Here is a 20,812-nt window from a genome sequence, read left to right as displayed (position 1 = left end):
CTCATACCAGACAGTCGTTACAGACAGCTATGACAGACAGACGTAACAGATGCCTTCGAGCGGGTCGACTGCCCGCTACCGGGGGGTTCCACGGAGACCGAATCTATTTGTTCGCGTTGCCCGAAAGTCGGTACCAATCCGAATGAAACTGTTCTCGTGGTCGCTCCCCGAAATCGAGTACTCCAGACGCAATCGGCTGATACTCTACTATCTCACCGGACTCGTGGGGCTCGTGCTCTGCTATACGGTCACCTACAACCTCGCGCTGGCTCACCTGGAGGGAGTCGACCAGTCGCTGTTTGCCTCCTTCGAGTTCGTCGTCCAGACGATGACGACGACGGGGTACGGGCAGGACGCCGGCTACTGGAGCCACCCCGCGATGTTCCTGTTCGTCGCGGCGACCCAGATATCGGGTATCGCGCTCGGGTTTTTCACGCTGCGGCTCATCATCATCCCGCTGTTTACCGGGGCCGAGGTGAACCTCGACGACCGGCTGACGCCGAAATCGGACCACGTCGTCATCTGCGAATACCGGCGTGATTCGGCCGTCCTGCTGGAAGAGCTCCGTGAGCTGGGCATCGAGTACGTCCTCATCGCCTCCGACGAAGCGAACGCCAAGGAGCTCTCCGACGACGGCTACTCGGTTATCCACGGCTCCCCTCAGGACGCGCGGGCCTTCGAGCGGGCCAGCATCGGGACGGCGCGGGCGGTCATCACCGACGCGGGGGACGCGAACGTCAACACGATACTGACTGTGCAGTCGGTCCGCGAGGACGTAGACGTCATCGCGCTCTCCGACGACAGCGACATGCGCGACGTCCTGCTCGACGCCGGCGCGGACAGCGTGCTCTCGCCCCACGGACTGCTCGGGCGCCGCCTCGCCGAGAAGGCGCTCTCGTCGTTCAGTTCGGAGCTCGACACGGTCGCCCTCGGCGGCGACCTAGAGGTGACGGAACTCCCGGTCCGACACGGCAGCCCGCTCGTCGGAACCCGCATCAGGAACTCCCGGATACGGGAGGCGACCGGGGCGAACATCATCGGCGCGTGGATAGACGGGGAGCTCCAGCTCCCGCCGGACCCGGACGCGATAATCCGGGACAACACCGTGTTGCTGGTCTCGGGCGGCCACGAGGCCCTGGAGGCGTTCAGCGACGCGACCCGGCAGGCGCGGGGGCTCGCGGAGCACGACAACATCATCGTCGTCGGACAGGGCGAAGTCGGACAGGCCGCGAGCGAGCTCATCGCCGAGGCGGGCGTCGAGGTGGTGACCGTCGATATGGAGCGCCGCAACGGGGTCGACCTCGTCGGCGACGTGGGGTCGAAGGAGCTGCTCCGCGAGGCCGGTATCGAAGACGCCGGTGCGATTATCGTGGGACTGGCGGACGACTCGATGTCGCTGCTGACGACGGTCCTCGCGCGGTCGATGAACCCCGACGTCGAAATACTGGTCCGCGTCAACGACACCGACGCCACGCGGAAAGCGCTCTCCGCCGGAGCGGACTACGTCCTCTCGGTGCCCCGGGTGAGCGCCCGGATGGTCGCGATGGAGCTGCGCGGCGAGGACGTGCTCGCCCCGGCGAGTCAGATCCGACTCATCCGCGTGCCCGCGACGCCACTCGCCGGGTCGACCGTCGCGGGGTCGGGCATCTACGAGGCGACCGGCTGTCGCATCATCGCCGTCGAGGACGAGACCGGCCTCTCCAGCACCATCGACCCCCAGCGAACGCTGACCGGCGAAGAGCGGCTGACGCTCGCGGGCCCGGACGAAGCGGTTCAGCAGTTCCTCAAGCAGTACGACGTCGCACCGGTGGACGCTGCGCCCGAGCGTCGCTGAGTCGACTCGCGTCGGCGTCAGCCGTCGGCCCCGACAGTGACTCGGCGCACGAGGTATGCCACGACGAGATAGAGCGGCAACACCGCTAGCATCAGGCCCCCGATGAGCCCCCAGTCCGCGAGCCCGAGCGGGACCGTCCCGAAGGAGTCGGCAAGCGGCGTGTAGAGTACTGCGAGTTGCAGCGCCACGGAGCCACCGACCGCGGCGGCGAGCCACCGGTTCGAGAGCGTCGGTGTCTCCCGGAGCCAGCGGATGACGTAGAGCTTCTCGAACTCCAGAAACACGAACGCGGTAAACACCATCGTCGTGACGTAGGGGGTGACCGACGGCGCGCCGCCGAGCGTGAGAAACAGCAGTCCGAGAATCGCCGCCGTCGAGACGGTGCCGGTCCCGCCGACGAGCCCGAGCATCCCGCGGTCGACGATGCCGCGCTCGGGGTCCCGAGGGGGACGCTCCATCACGTCACCGCTCCGGGGGTCGACGCCCAGCGCCAGCGCCGGCAGCCCGTCCGTCAGCAGATTTATCCAGAGCAACTGGACCGCTGGGAGCACGAGATAGCCGAGCAGGGACGCGATGAAGACGATGGCCACCTCGGCCACGTTCGCGCTCAGTAGGTAGCCGACGAACTTCCAGACGTTGTCGAAGATGGCCCGTCCGCGTTCGACGGCCCGCTCGATGGTCGCGTAGTCGTCGTCCAGCAGGACGATGTCGCTGGCCTGTTTCGCCACGTCAGTGCCACGAACCCCCATCGCGACCCCGATGTCGGCGTTTTTCAGCGCCGGGGCGTCGTTGACGCCGTCGCCCGTCATCGCGACGACGTGACCGCCGGCCTGAAGCGCCCGGAGGATACGGACCTTCTGCTCGGGGGCGGTGCGGGCGAAGATGTCGACCGACTCGGCTCGGTCGCGGAGCTGGTCGTCGGTGAGCGCCTCGACGTCGCGGCCGGTCACGACAGCACCGCCCAGCCCCAGCGTGGCACCGATTGCGGCGGCGGTCCGGGCGTTGTCGCCGGTCACCATCTTCACGTCGATGCCGGCCCGCTGGGTCGCCGCGACCGCCCCGGCCACCTCCTCGCGGGCCGGGTCTATCATCCCGACCAGACCGAGGAAAGTCAGGCCGCCGCTGACGTCGGCCGGGTCGCCGGCGGCGTCGCGTTCGACCACGTCGGCCGACTCGGCGGTGCCGACTGCGAGCACCCGCAGGGCGTCGTCGGCGAACGCGCCGACCTGAGCGTGAATCCGGTCCCGGGACGCCTCGGTCAGTTCCCGGGGGCCGTCGGCGGTGTGGACCCGGTCCGCCTTCGAGAGCACGACTTCCGGTGCGCCCTTGACGTACACCGCGTCGTCGTGGACGGTCCCCATCCACTTGCGTTCCGAGGAGAAGGGTATCTCGCCGGTTCGTGGCCGCGCCGCGCGGAGCGTCGCCACGTCGATACCGCGCTCCCGGGCCGCCGCGACGATGGCTCGCTCGGTCGGGTCGCCAGCCTCGACGGTGGCGTCGTTACAGAGCGTCCCGGCCCGGAGCAGCTGGTCGACGCGCTCGGCGTCGGGCGGCTCGGCCGACTGGTCCGGCCGGACGATGCTGTCGTTTACCCAAATCCGGCTGACCGACATCTCCCCCTCGGTCAGGGTCCCGGTCTTGTCCGTACAGATGACGTCGACGGCACCCAGCGCCTCGACGGCCGGCAACCGCCGGACGAGGGCGTCCTCGTCGGCCATCCGCCTGACGCCGAGGGCGAGGGTCAGTGTCACCACCGCGGGCAACCCCTCGGGAACGGCGGCGACGGCGAGCGAGATGGCCGTCAGCGCCGACTGGACGGGGTCGGTGCCACGCAGGAGCAGGAGGGGGACGACGAGCGCCGCCAGGACGACGACGCCGATGCCGAGCACCCGGCCCAGCCTGTCGAGTTCTACCTGCAGCGGCGTGTCGGTCTCGGCCGTCCCGGCGAGTTCGCCGGCGATACCGCCGACCTCGGTGTCCATCCCGGTCGCGGTGACGACGGCGACACCGCTGCCGCGGGTGACGTTCGTCCCCTTGTAAACCATCGGAGTCCGCTCGGCGAGCGGCGTGTCGGCGGCGACCGGAGCGACCCCTTTCGAGACGGGCACGCTCTCACCGGTGAGCGCCGCCTCGTCGACCTCCAGCGAGCGGGCCTCTAACAGGCGGCCGTCCGCCGGGACGACGTCGCCGCCCGAGAGCTCGACGATATCGCCCGGGACGAGCGACGTGGCGTCGACTGCGGTCGCCTCGCCGTCGCGACGCGCCGTCGCCGTCGGCGCGGTCAGCTCGCGGAGCGCGTCGAGACTCTCCTCGGCCCGGTAGTCCTGCAGGAACCCGAAGACGCCGTTGGCGGCCACGATGACGGCGATGAGGACCGCATCGACCGCGTGCCCGGCCCACACCGAGAGGGCCGCGGCGGCCACCAGTACCCAGATGAGCGCGCTGTCGAACTGCGCGACGAGGATGTCGAGGGCGCCGCGTCCGCCCCCGCGCTCGACCTCGTTGTGGCCGTGGTCGGCGAGACGCCGGGTCGCCTCGTCCGCCGAGAGCCCCGCCGGTTCGGTGTCGTAGGCCGCCAGCACGTCGGCGGGGGAGTGAGTGTGTGGCGCCGCGGTCCCCGATGAGTCGGTGTCTCCGGCAGTCATGGGGGTCGGCCACGGTTTTGTGTCTGGCGGTTCACATTTGTAGCTATGGCACCCCTCAAGCGCCTCGTCGTCGACGTCCTGAAACCCCACGACCCCGACCTCGCCGAGTTCGCGGACCACCTCAGCGGCGTCGACGGCGTCGACGGCGTCACCGCCTCCCTCATCGAGCGGGACAAGGAGGTCCAGAACGTGAAGGTAACCCTCGCCGGCGAGGCGGTCGACGTCGAGGCCACCGAGGCCGAGGTAGAGCGCCTCGGCGGCACGGTCCACTCCGTCGACCAGGTCTCCTGTGGCGAGCGGGTCGTCGAGGACCGGCCGACCCCACAGGACCGCTGAGGGCTCGTGGCCTCGATTCGCCGCGCGCTCCGTCGGCTGCTGGGGGACGAGGACGTCCGCTCGATATCGCGGCGGTACTTCGTCTCCAACGGTTTCGACGGGACACTGACCTGCATCGGCGTCGTCGTCGGGAGCGTCCTCTCGGGCGTTCCGGACGGCCTGACGGTCGTCAAAATCGGTCTCGGCGCCGCCGTCGGGCTCTGTACCTCGGCGGTGTGGAGCGTCTGGGAGATAGAGCGGGCCGAGACCAGAGCCGAGATACTGCGCATGGAGCGGGCGATGCTGGTGGACCTCGACGACACCCGCATCCAGCGGGACCGGCAGGGCGCACGCTTGGTCCACGCGACCATGAGCGGGCTCGGTCCCCTCATCGGGGTTCTCGTTCCGCTGTCGCCCTTCGGCCTCGAAGGAGCGGTCCTCTCGATGGTCGAGTCGGCGCTGGTCGCCGTCGCGCTCGGAATCGGTATCCTCGGCGTGTTCGGCGCGTACATGGGGTCGATATCCGGACAGCGGTGGTACGTCGCGGCGCTCCGCATGGCGCTTGCCGGCCTCGTCGTCGCCGTCGTCAACGTGTTCCTCCCGGGGTAGCCGGGGAGTCGCTCAGGACTGGACGCGGGCGTTCAGGGCGTCCGGAACGAGGCGACAGAAGTCGAAATCGACCTCGCGCGTGGGGTGGTCGAAGATGCCGATGAGCGGGATATCGACCCGACGGAGCCCGTCCAGCGTCTCGGTCTCGATGCCCTCGCGTTCGACGTCTTCGAGGTGGCCTTCGGCGACGACGCTGTGCCAGTCACCGTCTTCCTGAGCGTAGTAGACGAACGTCACGGGGCGGTCGCTCAACTCGCCTTTGGACCCGTCGGCGCCGACCGCCAGCCGGAAGTAGAAGGTCGCTTCCGCCGCGTCGTAGCCGTAGGAGACGGGAACGGCGTGGGGCGGACCGTCGTCGGTCGACAGCGAGAGCACGCCCGTTCCGCCCCGGCCGAGGAACTCGTCGCGCTCCTCGTCGGACATCGCGACGCTGTGTGGAGACATAGTTAGTACGATGACAGGTGTCCACATAAGCCCACGGTCGGACCCCGGCGCTCGGGGCCGTATCTGTGTCGGCCGCGGCGACTACCAGCCGTGACGGTCCGAAACAGCCACAAGATAGTGGGTGGACCGCAAGCGATGTACCGACGGAGAACGTTAGGTCGCCCGACACATGGCTGACGATTCAGACGCCGAACGATCCGTAATCCGCGCCGGCCGCGACTTCGAGCAGGAGTACCGCCTCGACGCGAGCGAGGCCGGCGAGTTCCTCATCGCCATCGGCGAACAGCTGCGCGACGGCGACGAGCTAACCATCGTCGACGACGAGTGGGAGTTGCCCTTCGCCTTCGGCGAGCCCGTCGAACTCGAAATCGATTTCGAGGGGATGGGCGAGCCGTCGCTGGAGCTCGAAGTCGAACTACCCGGTCGGACCGACGAGCGGGCGCCGGAGATAAAATAGCAAGTCAACAACGATCCCTTCGACCGGTTCCGCACTGTTCTTGAGGACCGATAGCACTACTACGGCATCGCCCAATACACCGTGGGAGAACGTCTGAGAGTCGGGTTTACCGTTCCCCCCAACTCGGACAATCTTGCAGAGCATCAAAGGACAACAACAGGTGCTGAAGAGATAATTGAGGCTTGGACCAACACAACTGGTCCTACAGGCGAAGATGTAGTATTTGCTCCAATCGGAACTACAGAGTATGTATTCGGGTTCTTTGTCCAGTGTCGGGTGCGATCTCAATCAAAACAAGACCTCTTCGAATTACCTGCGAATAGTTCTGAAGCAGAGAATTTGGCGAACCGGGTCAAGAACAAGATGCTCAATGAACCCGTATTAGTAGCAACCCCGAATACACGTCTTCCGAATATCTACTTCTTCTTAGAGTCAGAAGTCGTCAAGCGCAGTTCGACCATTTGACGTCCCCACTCTCCTGTACTCTGCTTCGATACTGAACTTCTCAATCTTTTCGTGAGCTCATTGAACAGCATCCAGCTATTCATTACGTGAAGATTTACCCGACAGGTGAATACAATTGAATAACATAGATGTCGTCGGGGTTGCGGCAGATTGAGTTGCTTGAACATGGGATTGTTGATACACAGCCACCGGTCCAACACGCCAGTCATGTTGTTGGTGTCGATGAATCCGGTAATCAGAACGATGGCGCTTTCGTTATGACTGCGGTGCAGTGTCCTCGGTCATATGGTGAATCTCTCGCCGAATTACTCGTCGAACTCGGCCTCGAACCATGGAAGAGCAAATCAAGCTCGACGCCACAGGGTATGTCGAAAGCGGAACTATCTGTAACAGTTGAGGAGTTACTTGCCTCTCTCGACTCCAGCCCTATCACTTGGTACGCCGTCGCGGGATGGGGAACATATACCGTTGATCAACGAGCGGCTACAGCCTGCATTGTTGCCAGTAAAGCTCTAACTGGTGGGTCAAAGACTGTTCCTGACTATGAGGGACCTGCAGCACTGGTTCATGATGGCGGGGACCGGATGTACGGCTCTCGCCAAGAACGTCTTAGAAGAGCAGCGACGCGACAATTCAACGGGTTTGGAGATCGGGTCACTCCAGTGTACCTCACGCAACTCCAAGACGGCGATCGGGTTTATCCAGAACTGACGGCAGCAGATTACATTGCTGGATACATCAGAAGTCAACTACCCGAAACTGGTATTGAGGGAATCGAGTATGATGTTCAGAGAATCGATAATTCGTGGAACGTTTCAGACGACCCTCCATGTACGCTATACAGCCTTCGCTCCCGCGACCGTCGGCAGTCACAGCAAAGATACGACCGTGCGGCTGCATGGATCGAAGGACGCCGACCCTCCTCTGATGACGTGTGGGGGAGCCAGCCGCTCCAGTCACTTGCTAATCGGTTACCTCCGATGTTGTACGGGAGTACCTGTTGGATGAGTTGTAACGGAAAGGAACCGCCGGACGTCAGCACACGTGCGCTGTGACCGCACATGCTTGCCAGGTCAGTCCCCGCCGCAAAGGCAAGGGAGTGACCTGCGTCCTCATCTGAGAGTAGGGCATGTGAATATAAAAAATTTCGCTTGTCATCTCTCAGTTGGGTCTGAGTTATCCCTTAGGGCTTGTAACGCCACAGTTCCGACATGACTTGTCGGCCTCTGGAACATCGTGGTTGAGGTGTTGCACTAGGGATTTGCTTCGGGAAAGGGACACACCAGGGTGTAAGAACCACGCTCTCCCTCAAACCATATCTGGTAGCCAGTGAGGGATCACAGAAACGGTCAGACTCTGCGTAGTCAGACGTCGTCGAGCGCAGTTTGATTATGTGGTTGCTAGTGGACTTCCTGACTCAGGATCGGATTGGTGTTATTGATACGAGGAAGAAACCGCGTATAACTCTGTCACGGTTTCTGGACTGGCTGGATAAGGAGCTGAGTACACTCATATAGTACCCGTTCCGGGTTCGAATTTCCTGAGCAGCAGCAATAGGCACAGGGTCGTTTTCCCGCTTACTTTCTGGAGTCTAATCGATAGATTTGGTGGATTTCTAACTTTTACAGAGATATCTTTGGTGGAACCGCCGTCTCACCGGCTGAGAGAGTCGATATCCGTGAACGCTTTGATCGGCATTCGCAACGTCAGCCGACGAATATCGTATCGCGGTACGTGGTTTATCCGAACGCGCCGTCGGAAAACTGCGCTACCGGATTTCGGCGCCCCGGACGTTCGTCTTCACGCTCCGGAGCCCCTGTTTCGCCTTCTGTTTCGAGGCGTACCCCTGTCCGCCGTCGGCGATGATATCCCCGTTGTCGTGGACGAGCCGCCAGCGCCACTTCGCGCCGCTGTCCGCGAACAGCTCGAAGGTCGCCTTGCTGCCCTCGTCGGCGCCGTCCGTCTCGTCTTTCGTGGTGTCGACGACGAGCGCCCCTGGAGCGTTCGTGCGAACGCTTTCGAGACCCTGGTCGGCCTTCTGTTTCGAGGCGTACCCCTGGCTGCTGTCGGCGATGATGTTCCCGTTGTCGTGGACGAGCCGCCAGCGCCACTTCCCCTGGTTGTCCTCGTAGCGGTCGAAAGTCGCCTTGCTGGCGTGGACGTCGGTGTCGACGGTGCCCGCCTCGGCGGGGAACTCCATTTCGACACCCATCGTGACGGTGCCGTCGGCCTCCTCGACCGTCACCTCGAAGTCGGAGTCGTCCGGGACCGCGACGGTGACGGTCTGTTCCTCGTCGGCCGGGACGGGTTCGCCGCGACCGAGTCGCCGCGCCAATCGTCGGAAGTACGTCGCGAGCCCGCGTCGACTTCGTGTCTCCTCAGACTCGAAGATGGTATCATCTGTCATGGCATATGATATGTAATTGGCAGACATATAGTAATACCCCTACCGCCGCCCGGCAGCGGTCGCCCCACCTTTTACGTGTCCGGGAACCTGACTGCCACGGGAAGATGGCCCCACCGGAGAGACCGACGGCCCGTCCGGACGCGACCGCCGAGCAGCCGCCGGTCCCGTGTAGCGACTGTCGGGCGGCGCTGGCGTCGCCGAGCCGTGAGACCGTCTCGTTCCTGCTGCTCGACCAGTTCACGCTTCCGGTGGCCGGCTGTGAGGACCACCTCGAACAGTTCAGGGCGGTCTGTGGGCTCACGACCAGCGGGCGCGCGCGACTGCTCGCTCACCTGCCGGCAGGGGGCATCACCTGTCCCAGCTGTCGCCTCTCCTCGCATGGCACCCGCCGGGCAATGATTCCGGTCGACGGCGGCGCCGCGGTGTTACTGGGCTGTCCGGAGCACCAGTCGACCATCGCCAGCCGCTTCCAGGCCGGACGGGAGACACAGAACCGGCTGTGCGCTGACTTCGAGACGTTCAGGTCGTAGACCGGCGCTCGCCGGCGAAACTCAGAGCGCGATAGCCGCGGCGACGCCGAGACAGACGACGCCGAGCCCGCGCGTCGCCCAGACCCACAGGGCGGGAATCGGGTCGTCGCTCCCGTACTCACCCCGGCGGCGGCGCTGTGGCCCGACAAACACCGACAGCCGCAGCGCCGCCCGCGGGGCGAGGACGAGCCCGAGCCCGAGGAGAGCGCCGAGAACGACGGCGAGGAGCTGGCGGATGTCGACCATCTACTCGCGGAGCCGCCGGATGCGCTCCTCGGTCGGCGGGTGCGTCGAGACGAGCTTCGACACCAGGCTCCCGGACCGCCCGAAGATACAGAGGGCGCTCACCTGGTCGTCGACGGCCGACTCGCCGGCCCGCTCGTTGCCGCTCGATATCTTCTCCAGGGCCCGCGCGAGCGGGTCGCCGCCGCCGATGGCGTCTTTCGCGTCGGCGTCGGCCACGTACTCGCGGTACCGCGAGATAGCGAGGACGAACAGCATGACCATGAACTGGACGAGGTTCCCGACGACGATGGCCAGGAAGAAATCGGCGATGTCGTTGTCCCCGGTCACGAGGACGATGAACTGCGCGGCGACGCCGACGATCGAGGCGATGCCCTGGCCGATGACCATCGTGACAACGTCGCGGTTGGCGATGTGAGCCAGCTCGTGGGCGAGGACGCCCTCCAGTTCGTCGTCGTCGAGCAGCTGCATCAGTTCGGCGGAGATGACGACCACGCCGGCGCCCTTCCGGCCGACGGCGAAGGCGTTCGGGACTCCCATTCGGGCGACCTTCAGCTCCGGCTTCTCGATGCCCATATCCCGGGAGAGCTGGCGCACCTGCTGGTGTATCTGTGGGTACTGCTCCTCCGAGAGCGCCTCGGCGCCGACGCTGCGCAGCGCCGCCCACTTGCCGACCTTGTACTGGAACCCGACGAGCAGGACGCTCCCGACGACGGCGATGGGCCACACTCCCGGCCCGAACAGGACCATCGCGATACCGACGGCGACGAGATAAAAGGCCGCCAGGACGGCACCGACGAACGCCATGCGTAGTTTCAGTCCGACGTGTTTCATGTGGAGAGTAGTTGGCAACTGAGACGTAAAAGTCCACGTAAACTGCGACCGGAGCGCCCGAACTGGTATGCCCCTGAGCCGACAGGGTTCAGATATGAAGCAACGGCAGAAACACAAGCTCGCGGACACCGCCCAGCAGATAGTCGGCGGGTTCCTGCTTGCCGGGCCGTTCGTCGTCACACAGGAGGTGTGGCTGCTGGCACAGAACATGACCGTCTACCACAGCCTCTTTCTCGTCGTCGCCATCATGGCCATCGGTTACGGCGGCCTCTACGGCGCCGACAACGACCGTGACCCCAGAACCGAGGCGGCCGTCGCCGGGATTCCGGTCCGGTTCATCTCGGTGATGATCGTCGCTTTCGGTTCGGTCGGTATGCTGGCGTTTTCCATCACCGCGCCGGACCTCTTTCTGAGCGAGCTGGACCCCAGAGCGCGACTGCTCGTCACCTTCCGGGCGCTGAGTGTCGCCGCGGTGTTCTCCGTCGTCGGGGCGGTGACGACGGACAGCCTGTTCTGATCACTCCGAGAGCAACACGTCGAGTGTGGTCTCGTCGATGTGGTGGCCCTCGCGGCCGGCCGTGTAGGCCTTGGCGACGGCGATGGCGCGGCCGGTGCTGGAGTCCCCGATGGTCGGGGACAGCTCGGACTGGAGGAGCTCGGTGGTCCAGTTGCAGTCCTCGTAGTCGATGTCGCCCCTGACCAGCGCGAGACAGAGCGAGACGACGATGCCGTGCATCGCGGAGGTGATGTAGCTCGCCTCGGCGCCACTGAGCGCGGCGAGCCGGTCGATATCCACCTGCGTCTGGCCGATAGTCGCGGCGAAGAGCACGGCGCCGGCACCGAGCTCCGCCGCGGTGAACTCCTCGTCGCCGTCGTAGCGCTCCAGGGACCGGTGGCTCTCGGCGAGGATGCTCTCGGAGAGTCCGAGTTCGGCCACCACGTCCTCGACGATGTCCTCGGCGTCCCGGCGCGGGATGTCCGCGTCCACCGCGTCGTCCAGCGTGTCCAGCCACTGGGAGATGACGCGCGGGTCGAACTCCCGATGGCGGGCCACGTCGACGGTGTCGATGTCCCCGTCGCCCATCCGGGCGGCCGCGACGACCGTCGTCGCCGCGAGCTCCGCGGCCTCTTCGACGTCGGCGCCGTCGACGGCATCGCTGACCATCCCGCGGGCCAGCAGCCGCGTCGAGGAGCCGATGTCGAGCTCCTCGACCAGGGCGTCTATCTCCGTCTCCACCGCGTCGACGGTCAGCGCCGACCCGACGCTGTCCTGGCCGGCCGGAATCCAGACGTCGACGGAGCCGGCGCGCTTGCGCTGAATCTCGCCGTCGGCGGCGAGCGCTTCGAGCGCGTCCGCGGCGGCCGACTCGCTGGTGTCGTGGGCCTCGGCCACGTTGGTCGTCGTCGGCAGCTCGTCCGGGTAGATAGACCGCACGGTTTCGAGGACCGCCCCCGTGTCCTGGTCGTCCTCGGCCGCCGAGTCGGCGTCGGCGTCCGATTCAGTTCCCGTGTCGGCGCTCCCGGCGCCGTCGGCCGCGGTCTGCTGGTCACTGGACTGGCCGGTGCTCGACTGGCTGGTACTGCACTGGCCGGTGCTCGTGCTGTCAGCGCTCGACTGCTGGCCGGTGGCCCCGTCGCCGGACTGTTGGTTGTCGGCCGGCTCGTCGGGCGCTTTCGAGGCCGGGACGACCCGGTATCGGTCGCTCTGGAGGCGGTCGTCGAGCAGGTCCTGGAGGTCGCGACAGCGGTTCTGCACCGTCACCTCGCTGGTTCCGGACACTTTGCCGAGTGTGCTCTGTTCGTAGCTGTCGCCGAGCCCGTTGACGAGCGCGGACAGCGAGAGGACCCCGCCGGCCGTCGCCGCGGGCGAGGGACCACCGGCGACGACGGTCGGGTCCAGCGAGAAGGCGTCCTGGAGGAGGCGGTGTGCGACCGTGATTAGTTCCTCGGGCATATCGACGGCCTCGCCGAAGCGCTGGACGAGGGAGATGGGGTGGGGCGGGACCTCCGCGATATCGAAGTAGTCGGAGACGGCTTCGAGCTGCTGGCTGGAGATGGCTATCTCGGCCTCCGGGGAGTCGAGCGTCTCCGTCCAGACGTTCGCTATCTCCTTGTCCCTGACCGGGAGCCCGTCCTCCCGAGCGGAGAGTGCCAGCGCCGCCGCGGCGGTGTCGTCGAGTCGGTCCTCGTTGACGTCCGGCTCGTTGCGGAGCTGGTCCAGTCGGACCAGTGTTATCTGCAGCGTATTATTAGGTATCTGGAGCTTCTCGCTCACAGTAACTAACCGGTTTTGCACGGTGTTATCTGAAGTGCTCGCCATTATGCCACGTTGTGAGCGTCAGGGTGTTAAGTTTTGCATACCGTCAGGGGATTCGGGAACCGACCGCACCCGTCACCAGTGTATCCGCTGCCTATCCCGCCAGAAGCCGCCGCTGGGGGCTTCGGGGCGAAACCGCGCCAGCCAGACCGGCGTCTCGGCACCCCGTTCGGGCGTTCTCGGGGCGTCACCGTCTGTCATGTCGGTCCGGACGTAGCCGGGACAGACCGAGTTGGCGAGCAGGCCGTCGTCGCCGTACTCACCGGCCAGATACCGTGTCAGCCCGTTCAGACCCGTCTTGGAGATGCGGTAGGCGGGCATGTCGCCGGACTGGGGTTCGGTGATGGCACCCAGCCCGGAGGAGACGTTGACCACGCGGCCGCCCGCGCGCTCCAGCAGGCGTGGGAGAGCCTGTCTCGTCAGCACGACGGGCCCACGGAGGTTCGTCGCCAGTGTGCGGTCGATAACGTCGGTCCCCATCGCGTCGAGGGGCTCGCGCGAGTCCATCACGCCGGCGTTGTTGACGAGCACGTCGAGCCGGCCCGCCTCCGCGTCGATGCGGTCCACAGCGGCGCGTATCTGGTCGTCCGCAGTCACGTCCAGTTCGACCGCGCGGCGGTCGTCGTCGGTCACGTCCGCCGGGTCGCGCGCGCCGGCGTACACCGTCGCGCCGTGTTCGACCAGTCCGTCAGCGATGCGTCTGCCGATACCGCGGGTCGCCCCGGTGACCAGTGCGACCTGCCCGTCGAGGCGCTCGTACAGTGGTGTCTCCACACTGTCACCGGAGGGCGCGTCGCAAAAACGTGTGTCGAGGGCCGCCGTTCAGCCCGAGATCGGGTCCGCGATACTGGTCAGCGTGGCCATGGTGAGACGCGTGGGGTCCCCGCTGCCCGCGGTCCCGAGTGTGTCGGCGCCCGCCTCGAAGGTTCTGCTGTAGCGGTGCCAGTCACCGAACCGCGCTGTCGCGTCGAGGACGGCACGCTCGCTGAACCCCGTCGGTTCGTCGACGACCACCACTCGCTCGGCCCCCGGCGTGGCGCCGATGCGTTCGAGTTCCAGTCGGGCACCGCGCCAGTGTCGGTATCGGTCGGTCACGTTGAGGATGTCCCCCACCGCGAAGCCGGGGACCTGCTCCGTGACCATGTATCCGTTCGGTGGCATACGGTGGGCGACGGTAGCGGCTTCGACCGCAAAAACGTATTTTGAAACTAATAATTACGAAGGACCACGTCGGGCGTCCGGGACGCCTGCCGGGGCAACCGTCCGGCCTCAGACCGACTCGAACTCCTGTATCGCGACGGCGACGGTGTCGCCGGCGGGGTCGGCCCGAACGCTGTACGCCGTCGGATGCTGCTTGCCGTGCGGATAAATCGCCGGCTGTGGGACCTCGTATCGCGCCGTGCCCTCGAAATCACGCAGGAACTCGCGGGTGAGCATCGGTTCGACGAACGCGAGTTCGGGCTCGCTGTCGGCGCTGACGAACCCCTGAATCAGCGTGTTCGTAAACGCCGCCGGGTTCCCCGGGACCTCCGGAGCGTCCGACGGCGCCAGGTGCTCGCCCATGTCCGTGACGTAGCGCTCGTCCGCGGCCGCCGGCGGCGAGCGCTCGTATCCCGCCGGAATCCTCGCCCCCGGGATGTCGTCGTAGGGCGCGAAATCGGGGCCCTCGATAGCGTCGACGGTGTCGGTCCCCAGCATGTGAAAGTGGATATCGAAGTGGGGCGCTGCCCACGCGCCGCGGGCGCCGGCGTGGCCCTCCGGGTTCCAGTTGAGCCCGAGGAACGTAAACGGGGTCGCCTCGGCGTCCGGGAACGGGACGAAAAACTCCAGGGACTCCCGGTGGTGAACCTCCAGCGCTCGGCCCGACTGGCCGTACTTGTCGACGTACTCCGAGTCGTCGCCCGTCCGGTCCGCGGCGAGGTCCGCCGCCGACGGGAGTGTCCCGGTGAGAACCTCGCGGTCGAAATCGACGCCGTGATACCTCGGTTCGCCCGCCGGCGTCTCCGTCGTGAACGGGCGGACCGACCCCGCACCGAGCGTGACTTCGTCACCGAACCTGGTGGTCCCGTTCGGGGGGAAGCCCCCGTCGGTCGTCGCGGTCGCGCCGGCGACGGCGCTCCCGGCGACGAGCGCGCCGCCGGCGACTGTGCGCAACACGCCCCGCCGAGTGACTGGTCCGCCTCGATTCGCCGCTGAACGCGAGTTGTCTCGTGGCATGGAGCTCTCAGTACACGCCGAAATGCGGTCACAGCAGCCCGCAGTCGCGCTGGAGGGATTTCACACGTTCGTGTAATAACTCTGTGGTGATTCCCGGACAACGAGGCCGACTGTCTCGTCCGTTGCCGAGACACGCACCGCTCACAGACGAACGGACAGGTCCGTGCGGCGACAAGCGGCCGGTGACCGGAACTGGCCCTAATATTCATCATGGTACAGTCGAGAAAGATAGGTCATGGACAGTCCTATCCGGGTCTTGCACGTCGACGACGACCCGGACTTCGCGGAGCTGACGGCGGAATTGCTCGAACGGGAGGACAGCCGCATCTCCGTGACGACCGCGAGCGGCCCGGTAGACGGCCGCGAGCGGCTCGAATCGACCGAGTTCGACTGCATCGTCTCGGATTTCGACATGCCGGGGGAGAGCGGTATCGCCTTCCTCGAAACGGTTCGCGCGGACTACCCGGACCTCCCCTTTATCCTCTTTACCGGCAAGGGAAGCGAGGAGGTCGCAAGCGACGCCATCTCGGCTGGCGTCACCGACTACCTGCAGAAGGCCATCGGCTCGGAGCAGTACGAGCTGCTGGCAAACCGTATCGCGACCGCGGTCGACCAGTACCGCACCGCACGCGAGCTCGAACGACAGAACGACCTCTTTGCGAAGGCACAGAACATCGGCAACGTCGGCGCCTGGGAGTACGACATCCGCACGGACACCACCCACGTCTCGGACGAGGTGCTCCGGATTCACGCCCTCGACACCGACGAGCACCTGACACCCGAGGAGACGCTGGAGTATTTCCACCCCGACGACCGACCGGCGGTTCGCGAGGCGTTCCTGTCGGCCGTCAGGGACGGGGAGGTGTACGACCTGCAACTGCGGATGCTCGACGCCAGCGGGACACAGCGGTGGGTTCGGACGCGCGGCGAGCCACAGACGGAGAACGGCGAGATAGTGCGAGTCCGCGGTATCCTCCAGGATATCACCGCCCAGAAACGCCGCGAGATGAAGCTCGAACGCCAGAACGCCCGGTTAGAGGAGTTCGCCCACGTCGTCTCCCACGACATCAGAAACCCCCTGCAGGTCGCGGACGGACAGCTGGCACTCGCCGAGCAGACGGGTGACCCCGAGGCGTTCGAGCAGGCAAAGGAGGCGCTGTCACGCATCGAGACCATCATCGAGAACATCCTCACGCTCGCGAGACACGGGCGGACCGTCGACGAGACGGAGGCGCTCGACCTGCACGACACCGCGCGGGAGGCCTGGGAGACCGTCGAGACGGGAGAGCTCACCCTGACGTGCGACGGCGACGGCGAGATCGCGGCCGACAGGGAGCGGCTGCGACAGCTGCTCGAAAACCTGTTTCACAACACCGTGAAACACGGGGCGGGCGCCACCACCATCCGGGTCGGCCAGATTCAGCCGATGTACACCTCGACCCGCGCCGACGGCAACACGCCCAGCGGGTTCTACGTGGCGGACGACGGCTCGGGAATCGACGAGGCCATCCGCGGAGACGTGTTCGAGTCGGGGTTCACGACGGCCTCGGAGAGCACCGGATTCGGCCTCGCCATCGTCGCACAGATAGCCGAGGCCCACGGCTGGCAGGCGGCAGTGACCGACAGCCGGGACGGTGGGGCCAGGTTCGAGTTCACCGAACATCCGGCCGGCGGGCTGGCAGGGTGACACCCGGCGCTGCGCCGGAAGCGAGTCGTGGTCACCGGTGGGCCGCCGCGCCGGCGTGCGAGCGCAAGACCACGGTATTGGTGTCGGGTTTCTGGAAGGAGTTCCGACCGGAGGCACAGTGCCGGTGGAACGGAAGCGCGGGCGAGCGAAGTTCGCGCGTGAACTTCGATAACCCCGGATTATACACGGTAGCATCCCCATCATTGCTGACCGGGAACTTACAGGTCGGAGTCGGTTCGTCGGCAAATCGAGCGGATTGGTCCCCAGTGTCTACACCGCGAGAGAAGTTTCTTGTTACTCGTTTGAGAATATCAGCAGCGTATGGCCACCATCGTAATCGGGTCGGTTCCGACGGAGGAGCTTGCGCTCGCACACACCTTCGAGGCACTGCCCGACGTGACGTTCGAGAGCGAGCGCATCATCGAGAGCGGGGACGACGCCGTCATGCCGCTGCTGTGGGCCAGGAACGCCGACCGCGAGCCCCTCGAAGCCGCCATCGATGGTGACCCGACGGTGAACAACGTCACGATGCTCGCCGATTTCGGCGACGAGTTGCTCTACCGGATGGACTGGATCGACCAGGTCCAGCTCCTCCTGCATATGCTGACGAACTCCGAAGCGACGATTCTGGACGCCCACGGCCGACGCGAAGGGTGGCGGCTGCGGGTGATGTTCCCGTCCCGGTCACATCTCTCGGAGACGCACGAGTTCTGCAAGGACCACGGGATGGAGTTCACCATCGAATCGATACGCGAGATGGACGGGCAACCCTCCGGGCGGTTCGGGCTCACCGAAGACCAGTACCGCGCGCTCATCACGGCGGTCCAGAAGGGCTACTACGACGTGCCACAGAAACAGACGCTGGAGGAGCTCGCGGAGGAGTTCGAGATATCCCACCAGGCGCTCTCCGAGCGGCTCCGGCGGGGGACCGAGTCACTGGTCGAGGACACGCTGCTCGTCGGGACGAAATCGGAGCGCTAGAGCGTCATCGGAGGCGCCTGAGTATCCGAACCAGCAGTGAGGCGACGACACCCGCGCCGGTGACCCGCGTCGAGAGCGCCGCGGCGCCGAGCAGGATGGCCGCGGCCCAGCGGTCACCCCGCAGGAAGGCCAGAGCGGCGTCGACCACTGTCGAGAGGATAGCGAGGTTACCGAGCGGCGAACCGGCGTTTTGTGTTGACATAGCGCCGACAGGTACAGGCCGCAGCGGCCAAACCGCTCGGCTTGTGAGTGCATGGTGGTTATACGGTCACCGCCTCGTAGCGCGCCGAGATGGGGGACGGTGCCGCCGGTGTCGCGACACTTATCCTTCTGTGCGCAACGATGGAGACAACGACCGCACCTCCACAGACGCCCTACGGGACCGGTGTGACGGAACCGACGTAGGGGCAACGCGGTCGAACGCAACCAATGGCAACGGACAAAACCGACACCGAACCGTTCAGACCGGCGTTTCACTTCGCCCCCACCGAAGGGTGGATGAACGACCCGAACGGGATGGTGTACCACGACGGGACGTACCACTTGTTCTACCAGGCCGGGGCGGACCGGCGCCGCTGGGACCACGCCCGGAGCGATGACCTCTGTACGTGGGACGAGCGGGGCTGTAAGGTGCCGGACGATGGAGTACAGGCGTTCTCCGGCGGCGCCGTCGTCGACAGCGACGACACCGCCGGCTTCGGGCCGGACAGCATCGTGGCGATGTACAGCGGCCACCACGACGACGAGCGGGAGGACCAGCGGGTCGCCTACAGCACCGACGGCGGCGACACCGTCTCGATGTACCCGGACAACCCCGTCATCCCGAGCGACGAGGGGGATTTCAGGGACCCGAACCCCCTGTGGTACGAGGCTGACGACGCCTGGCGGATGGTCGTCGCGCGCGTGCACCCGGCGCCGGACCGCCCCCGTGGTATCGAGATATACGAGTCGCCCAACCTGACGGACTGGACCTACCTCGACACCTACGAGTCGGGCGACCAGAGCTGGGAGTGCCCGAGCCTGTACGAACTCCCGGTCGCCGGCACCGACGAACGGCGGTGGGTGTTGACCGTCTCCGTGGAGTGGGACCACGTCGAGCACCACGTCGGCCGCTTCGACGGGGAGTCGTTCGTCGCCGACCGGCGCGTGCGGGCCGACCACGGCTTCGATTTCTACGGCGCCCAGACATGGTCGAACGCGCCAGAGGGGCCCGGGCTGGGCCTGGCCTGGATGAGCCACTGGGACTACGCGAAGTCGCTCCCGACGACGGAGTGGACGGGCGCCCAGTCGTTCCCGCGTGAACTCGCGCTGACCCGGACGGACGACGGCGTCGCGCTCCGCCAGTCGCCCGCGCCGGCCCTCGAATCGCTCCGGGGAACAACTCTCGCGACGGTTTCCGACGAGTCGATTACGCCCGACCACGACCCGCTGGCGGCGGAGGGCGTCGCCGGCCTGACCCTCGAACTCAGGGCGACCGTCGACCCCGGCAGCGCACGGCAGGTAACACTCGGCGTCCGCGATTCCGCCGACCAGCGGACCGAAATCGTCTACGACGCTCCCGGCGAGCGACTCGCCGTCGACCGCAGCGAGTCGGGGGCGTTCTTCCACGACGACCACACGGTCGCCGAGGGACCGCTCCCGCTGCGTGCCGACGGGACGATTACGCTACAGGTGCTCGTCGACCGGAGCTCGGTCGAGGTGTTCGGAAACGGCGGGTGCTACGCGAACACGAACCTCGTCTTTCCCGACCCGGCGAGCGACGGCGTCTCGCTGTCGGCGACCGGCGGCGAGGCCACGCTGGTCTCCTTCGAGGCCGTCGAGCTCTCGGTCGACTGAGCGTCTCCGCCGGTGGTCAGGCGTGGGCGGTGTAGCCGGCCTCGTCGACGGCCGCGACCATCGCGGCCACGTCGGCGTCGCCCTCGACCTCGGCCGACTCGGTCCCGCGGTCGACCCGCACGTCGGTGACACCTTCGACGTCGGCGAGCGCGTCCGCGACGCTGTCCTCGCAGTGGTCACAGCTCATCCCTTCGACGGTGAGTGTCGTGGTCATACGCCGGGGCGTAGAACCCCCGGCGTCAAACACGTTGTCCCTTCGGTTTCGTCCCCGAATCGACCTCGGCGCTTTCGATACCCAGCTCGAACACCCGAAGCGCTTTATTTCGCGACGGCCAGAGTGGGGCCATGCGCGACCTCGACGAGACGGACATGGAGATACTGCAGCTACTGCTCTCGGACGCCCGGCGTCCCTACAGCGATATCGCCGACACGGTCGGTCTCTCGGCGCCGGCCGTCTCCGACCGGGTGGCGCGCCTCCGGGAGGCGGGCGTCATCAACCGCTTCACGCTCGATATCGACCGGTCCCAGCTCCGGACGGGGATTCCGGTGCTCGTCACGGTCGAGACGGCGGCCAGCGACCCGGCGGCGTTGCGAGACGCCCTCCTCGGGACCGACGCGGTCGAACACGTCTTCACCACGTCGGAGGCCGATATCGTGGTGTTCGCGCGCGTCCCCGACAACGACATCGCGGGCTGGCTCGCGGACCGGGTCGACACCGAGGCGATAGCCGACTTCGAGGTGGAGCTGCTGGCCGGTGCCGAGTGGTCGCCCGACCTCGGCGGGACGGAGTTCGCCCTCTCCTGTGCCCAGTGTGGCAACACCGTCGACAGCGAGGGGACGGCCGCGCGTATCGACGGCTCGCTCTACCAGTTCTGCTGTCCGTCCTGCGAGGCCCGCTTCGCGGAGAAGTACGACGAGCTCCAGCAGGGCGCGGACTGAGAGCCGCTTCCCGCGTCGGAATCGGACGTGCGTACGAGGGGATTTCTATCCG

General features: G+C 66.2%; 21 protein-coding genes. 10 read left to right on the top strand and 11 right to left on the bottom strand.

All coding sequences use genetic code 11. From position 1 onward, the window contains the following. Positions 1 to 142: 142 nt before the first annotated feature. Positions 143 to 1,834 carry an NAD-binding protein gene (locus NDI56_RS18590; RefSeq protein ID WP_310921223.1) on the top strand — a complete coding sequence of 564 codons (1,692 nt, stop codon included), beginning with the start codon at positions 143 to 145 and terminating at the stop codon, positions 1,832 to 1,834. 17 nt (positions 1,835 to 1,851) lie between these two features. Here the strand turns inward: NDI56_RS18590 and NDI56_RS18585 are convergent, their stop codons facing one another. Beyond that, positions 1,852 to 4,479, bottom strand: a complete 2,628-nt coding sequence (locus tag NDI56_RS18585; RefSeq protein ID WP_310921222.1) for a cation-translocating P-type ATPase — start codon at positions 4,477 to 4,479, stop codon at positions 1,852 to 1,854. A 45-nt stretch (positions 4,480 to 4,524) separates the two neighbouring features. Between NDI56_RS18585 and NDI56_RS18580 the strand changes: the two genes are divergently transcribed. Then, positions 4,525 to 4,815, top strand: a complete 291-nt coding sequence (locus tag NDI56_RS18580) for a DUF211 domain-containing protein (RefSeq protein ID WP_310921221.1) — start codon at positions 4,525 to 4,527, stop codon at positions 4,813 to 4,815. Between the two features lie 6 nt (positions 4,816 to 4,821). After that, positions 4,822 to 5,403 (top strand): VIT1/CCC1 transporter family protein, encoded by a 582-nt coding sequence (locus NDI56_RS18575; protein WP_310921220.1) that lies wholly within the window; start codon positions 4,822 to 4,824, stop codon positions 5,401 to 5,403. 12 nt (positions 5,404 to 5,415) lie between these two features. On the opposite strand, the gene NDI56_RS18570 is transcribed toward NDI56_RS18575, so the two are convergent. Further along, entirely contained in the window at positions 5,416 to 5,847 is a 432-nt protein-coding gene (locus NDI56_RS18570) for a pyridoxamine 5'-phosphate oxidase family protein (protein WP_310921219.1), read from the bottom strand. A gap of 169 nt (positions 5,848 to 6,016) precedes the next feature. On the opposite strand from NDI56_RS18570, the gene NDI56_RS18565 reads away from it, so the two are divergent. Beyond that, a complete protein-coding gene (locus tag NDI56_RS18565; protein ID WP_310921218.1) occupies positions 6,017 to 6,304 on the top strand; it encodes an amphi-Trp domain-containing protein in 288 nt (95 codons plus the stop codon). A gap of 2,233 nt (positions 6,305 to 8,537) precedes the next feature. Here the strand turns inward: NDI56_RS18565 and NDI56_RS18560 are convergent. Beyond that, positions 8,538 to 9,176 carry an HVO_2922 family protein gene (locus NDI56_RS18560; protein ID WP_310921217.1) on the bottom strand — a complete coding sequence of 213 codons (639 nt, stop codon included), beginning with the start codon at positions 9,174 to 9,176 and terminating at the stop codon, positions 8,538 to 8,540. Positions 9,177 to 9,280: 104 nt separating this feature from the next. Here NDI56_RS18560 and NDI56_RS18555 point away from each other — a divergent pair, with 104 nt between their 5' ends. After that, positions 9,281 to 9,706, top strand: coding sequence for a hypothetical protein (locus NDI56_RS18555; protein ID WP_310921215.1), 426 nt, complete (start codon positions 9,281 to 9,283; stop codon positions 9,704 to 9,706). 21 nt (positions 9,707 to 9,727) lie between these two features. On the opposite strand, the gene NDI56_RS18550 is transcribed toward NDI56_RS18555, so the two are convergent. Beyond that, complete coding sequence (locus tag NDI56_RS18550; RefSeq protein WP_310921214.1) at positions 9,728 to 9,952, bottom strand: DUF6199 family natural product biosynthesis protein; 225 nt, start codon at positions 9,950 to 9,952, stop codon at positions 9,728 to 9,730. Beyond that, on the bottom strand, positions 9,953 to 10,756 hold the full coding sequence (locus NDI56_RS18545) for a M48 family metallopeptidase (RefSeq protein ID WP_417936046.1): 804 nt from the start codon (positions 10,754 to 10,756) through the stop codon (positions 9,953 to 9,955). Positions 10,757 to 10,877: 121 nt separating this feature from the next. Between NDI56_RS18545 and NDI56_RS18540 the strand changes: the two genes are divergently transcribed. Continuing rightward, positions 10,878 to 11,300 carry a DUF2391 family protein gene (locus tag NDI56_RS18540; protein WP_310921210.1) on the top strand — a complete coding sequence of 141 codons (423 nt, stop codon included), beginning with the start codon at positions 10,878 to 10,880 and terminating at the stop codon, positions 11,298 to 11,300. On the opposite strand, the gene NDI56_RS18535 is transcribed toward NDI56_RS18540, so the two are convergent. The 4 genes from NDI56_RS18535 to NDI56_RS18520 all read right to left on the bottom strand — a co-directional run bounded on the left by NDI56_RS18535 (position 11,301) and on the right by NDI56_RS18520 (position 15,317). Continuing rightward, positions 11,301 to 13,103: a transcription initiation factor IIB family protein gene (locus NDI56_RS18535; protein WP_310921208.1), complete on the bottom strand. Its 1,803-nt coding sequence runs from the start codon at positions 13,101 to 13,103 to the stop codon at positions 11,301 to 11,303. A gap of 72 nt (positions 13,104 to 13,175) precedes the next feature. Then, positions 13,176 to 13,874: an SDR family NAD(P)-dependent oxidoreductase gene (locus tag NDI56_RS18530; RefSeq protein ID WP_310921207.1), complete on the bottom strand. Its 699-nt coding sequence runs from the start codon at positions 13,872 to 13,874 to the stop codon at positions 13,176 to 13,178. 48 nt (positions 13,875 to 13,922) lie between these two features. Next, a complete protein-coding gene (locus tag NDI56_RS18525) occupies positions 13,923 to 14,261 on the bottom strand; it encodes a hypothetical protein (RefSeq protein WP_310921206.1) in 339 nt (112 codons plus the stop codon). Between the two features lie 108 nt (positions 14,262 to 14,369). Beyond that, positions 14,370 to 15,317 (bottom strand): hypothetical protein, encoded by a 948-nt coding sequence (locus NDI56_RS18520; RefSeq protein ID WP_417936042.1) that lies wholly within the window; start codon positions 15,315 to 15,317, stop codon positions 14,370 to 14,372. A gap of 235 nt (positions 15,318 to 15,552) precedes the next feature. Here NDI56_RS18520 and NDI56_RS18515 point away from each other — a divergent pair, with 235 nt between their 5' ends. Together NDI56_RS18515 and NDI56_RS18510 are read left to right on the top strand one after the other, a co-directional pair. Then, on the top strand, positions 15,553 to 17,004 hold the full coding sequence (locus NDI56_RS18515) for an ATP-binding response regulator (protein ID WP_310921203.1): 1,452 nt from the start codon (positions 15,553 to 15,555) through the stop codon (positions 17,002 to 17,004). Between the two features lie 321 nt (positions 17,005 to 17,325). Further along, positions 17,326 to 17,985 carry a helix-turn-helix domain-containing protein gene (locus tag NDI56_RS18510; protein WP_310921202.1) on the top strand — a complete coding sequence of 220 codons (660 nt, stop codon included), beginning with the start codon at positions 17,326 to 17,328 and terminating at the stop codon, positions 17,983 to 17,985. Between the two features lie 4 nt (positions 17,986 to 17,989). On the opposite strand, the gene NDI56_RS18505 is transcribed toward NDI56_RS18510, so the two are convergent. After that, positions 17,990 to 18,187, bottom strand: coding sequence for a hypothetical protein (locus NDI56_RS18505; RefSeq protein WP_310921201.1), 198 nt, complete (start codon positions 18,185 to 18,187; stop codon positions 17,990 to 17,992). A 227-nt stretch (positions 18,188 to 18,414) separates the two neighbouring features. On the opposite strand from NDI56_RS18505, the gene NDI56_RS18500 reads away from it, so the two are divergent. After that, positions 18,415 to 19,821, top strand: coding sequence for a glycoside hydrolase family 32 protein (locus NDI56_RS18500; protein ID WP_310921200.1), 1,407 nt, complete (start codon positions 18,415 to 18,417; stop codon positions 19,819 to 19,821). 16 nt (positions 19,822 to 19,837) lie between these two features. Here NDI56_RS18500 and NDI56_RS18495 read toward each other — a convergent pair whose 3' ends face one another. Then, on the bottom strand, positions 19,838 to 20,035 hold the full coding sequence (locus NDI56_RS18495) for a heavy-metal-associated domain-containing protein (protein ID WP_310921199.1): 198 nt from the start codon (positions 20,033 to 20,035) through the stop codon (positions 19,838 to 19,840). Positions 20,036 to 20,166: 131 nt separating this feature from the next. On the opposite strand from NDI56_RS18495, the gene NDI56_RS18490 reads away from it, so the two are divergent. After that, positions 20,167 to 20,760, top strand: coding sequence for an AsnC family transcriptional regulator (locus tag NDI56_RS18490; RefSeq protein ID WP_310921198.1), 594 nt, complete (start codon positions 20,167 to 20,169; stop codon positions 20,758 to 20,760). The last annotated feature ends 52 nt before the right edge of the window (positions 20,761 to 20,812 follow it).

Origin of the sequence: Halomicroarcula saliterrae (genome assembly GCF_031624395.1) — an archaeon.
Taxonomy (GTDB): Archaea; Halobacteriota; Halobacteria; order Halobacteriales; family Haloarculaceae; genus Haloarcula; species Haloarcula saliterrae.
Note: the sequence above shows the minus strand (reverse complement) of the source record. Positions and strands in the feature narration are given on the sequence as shown.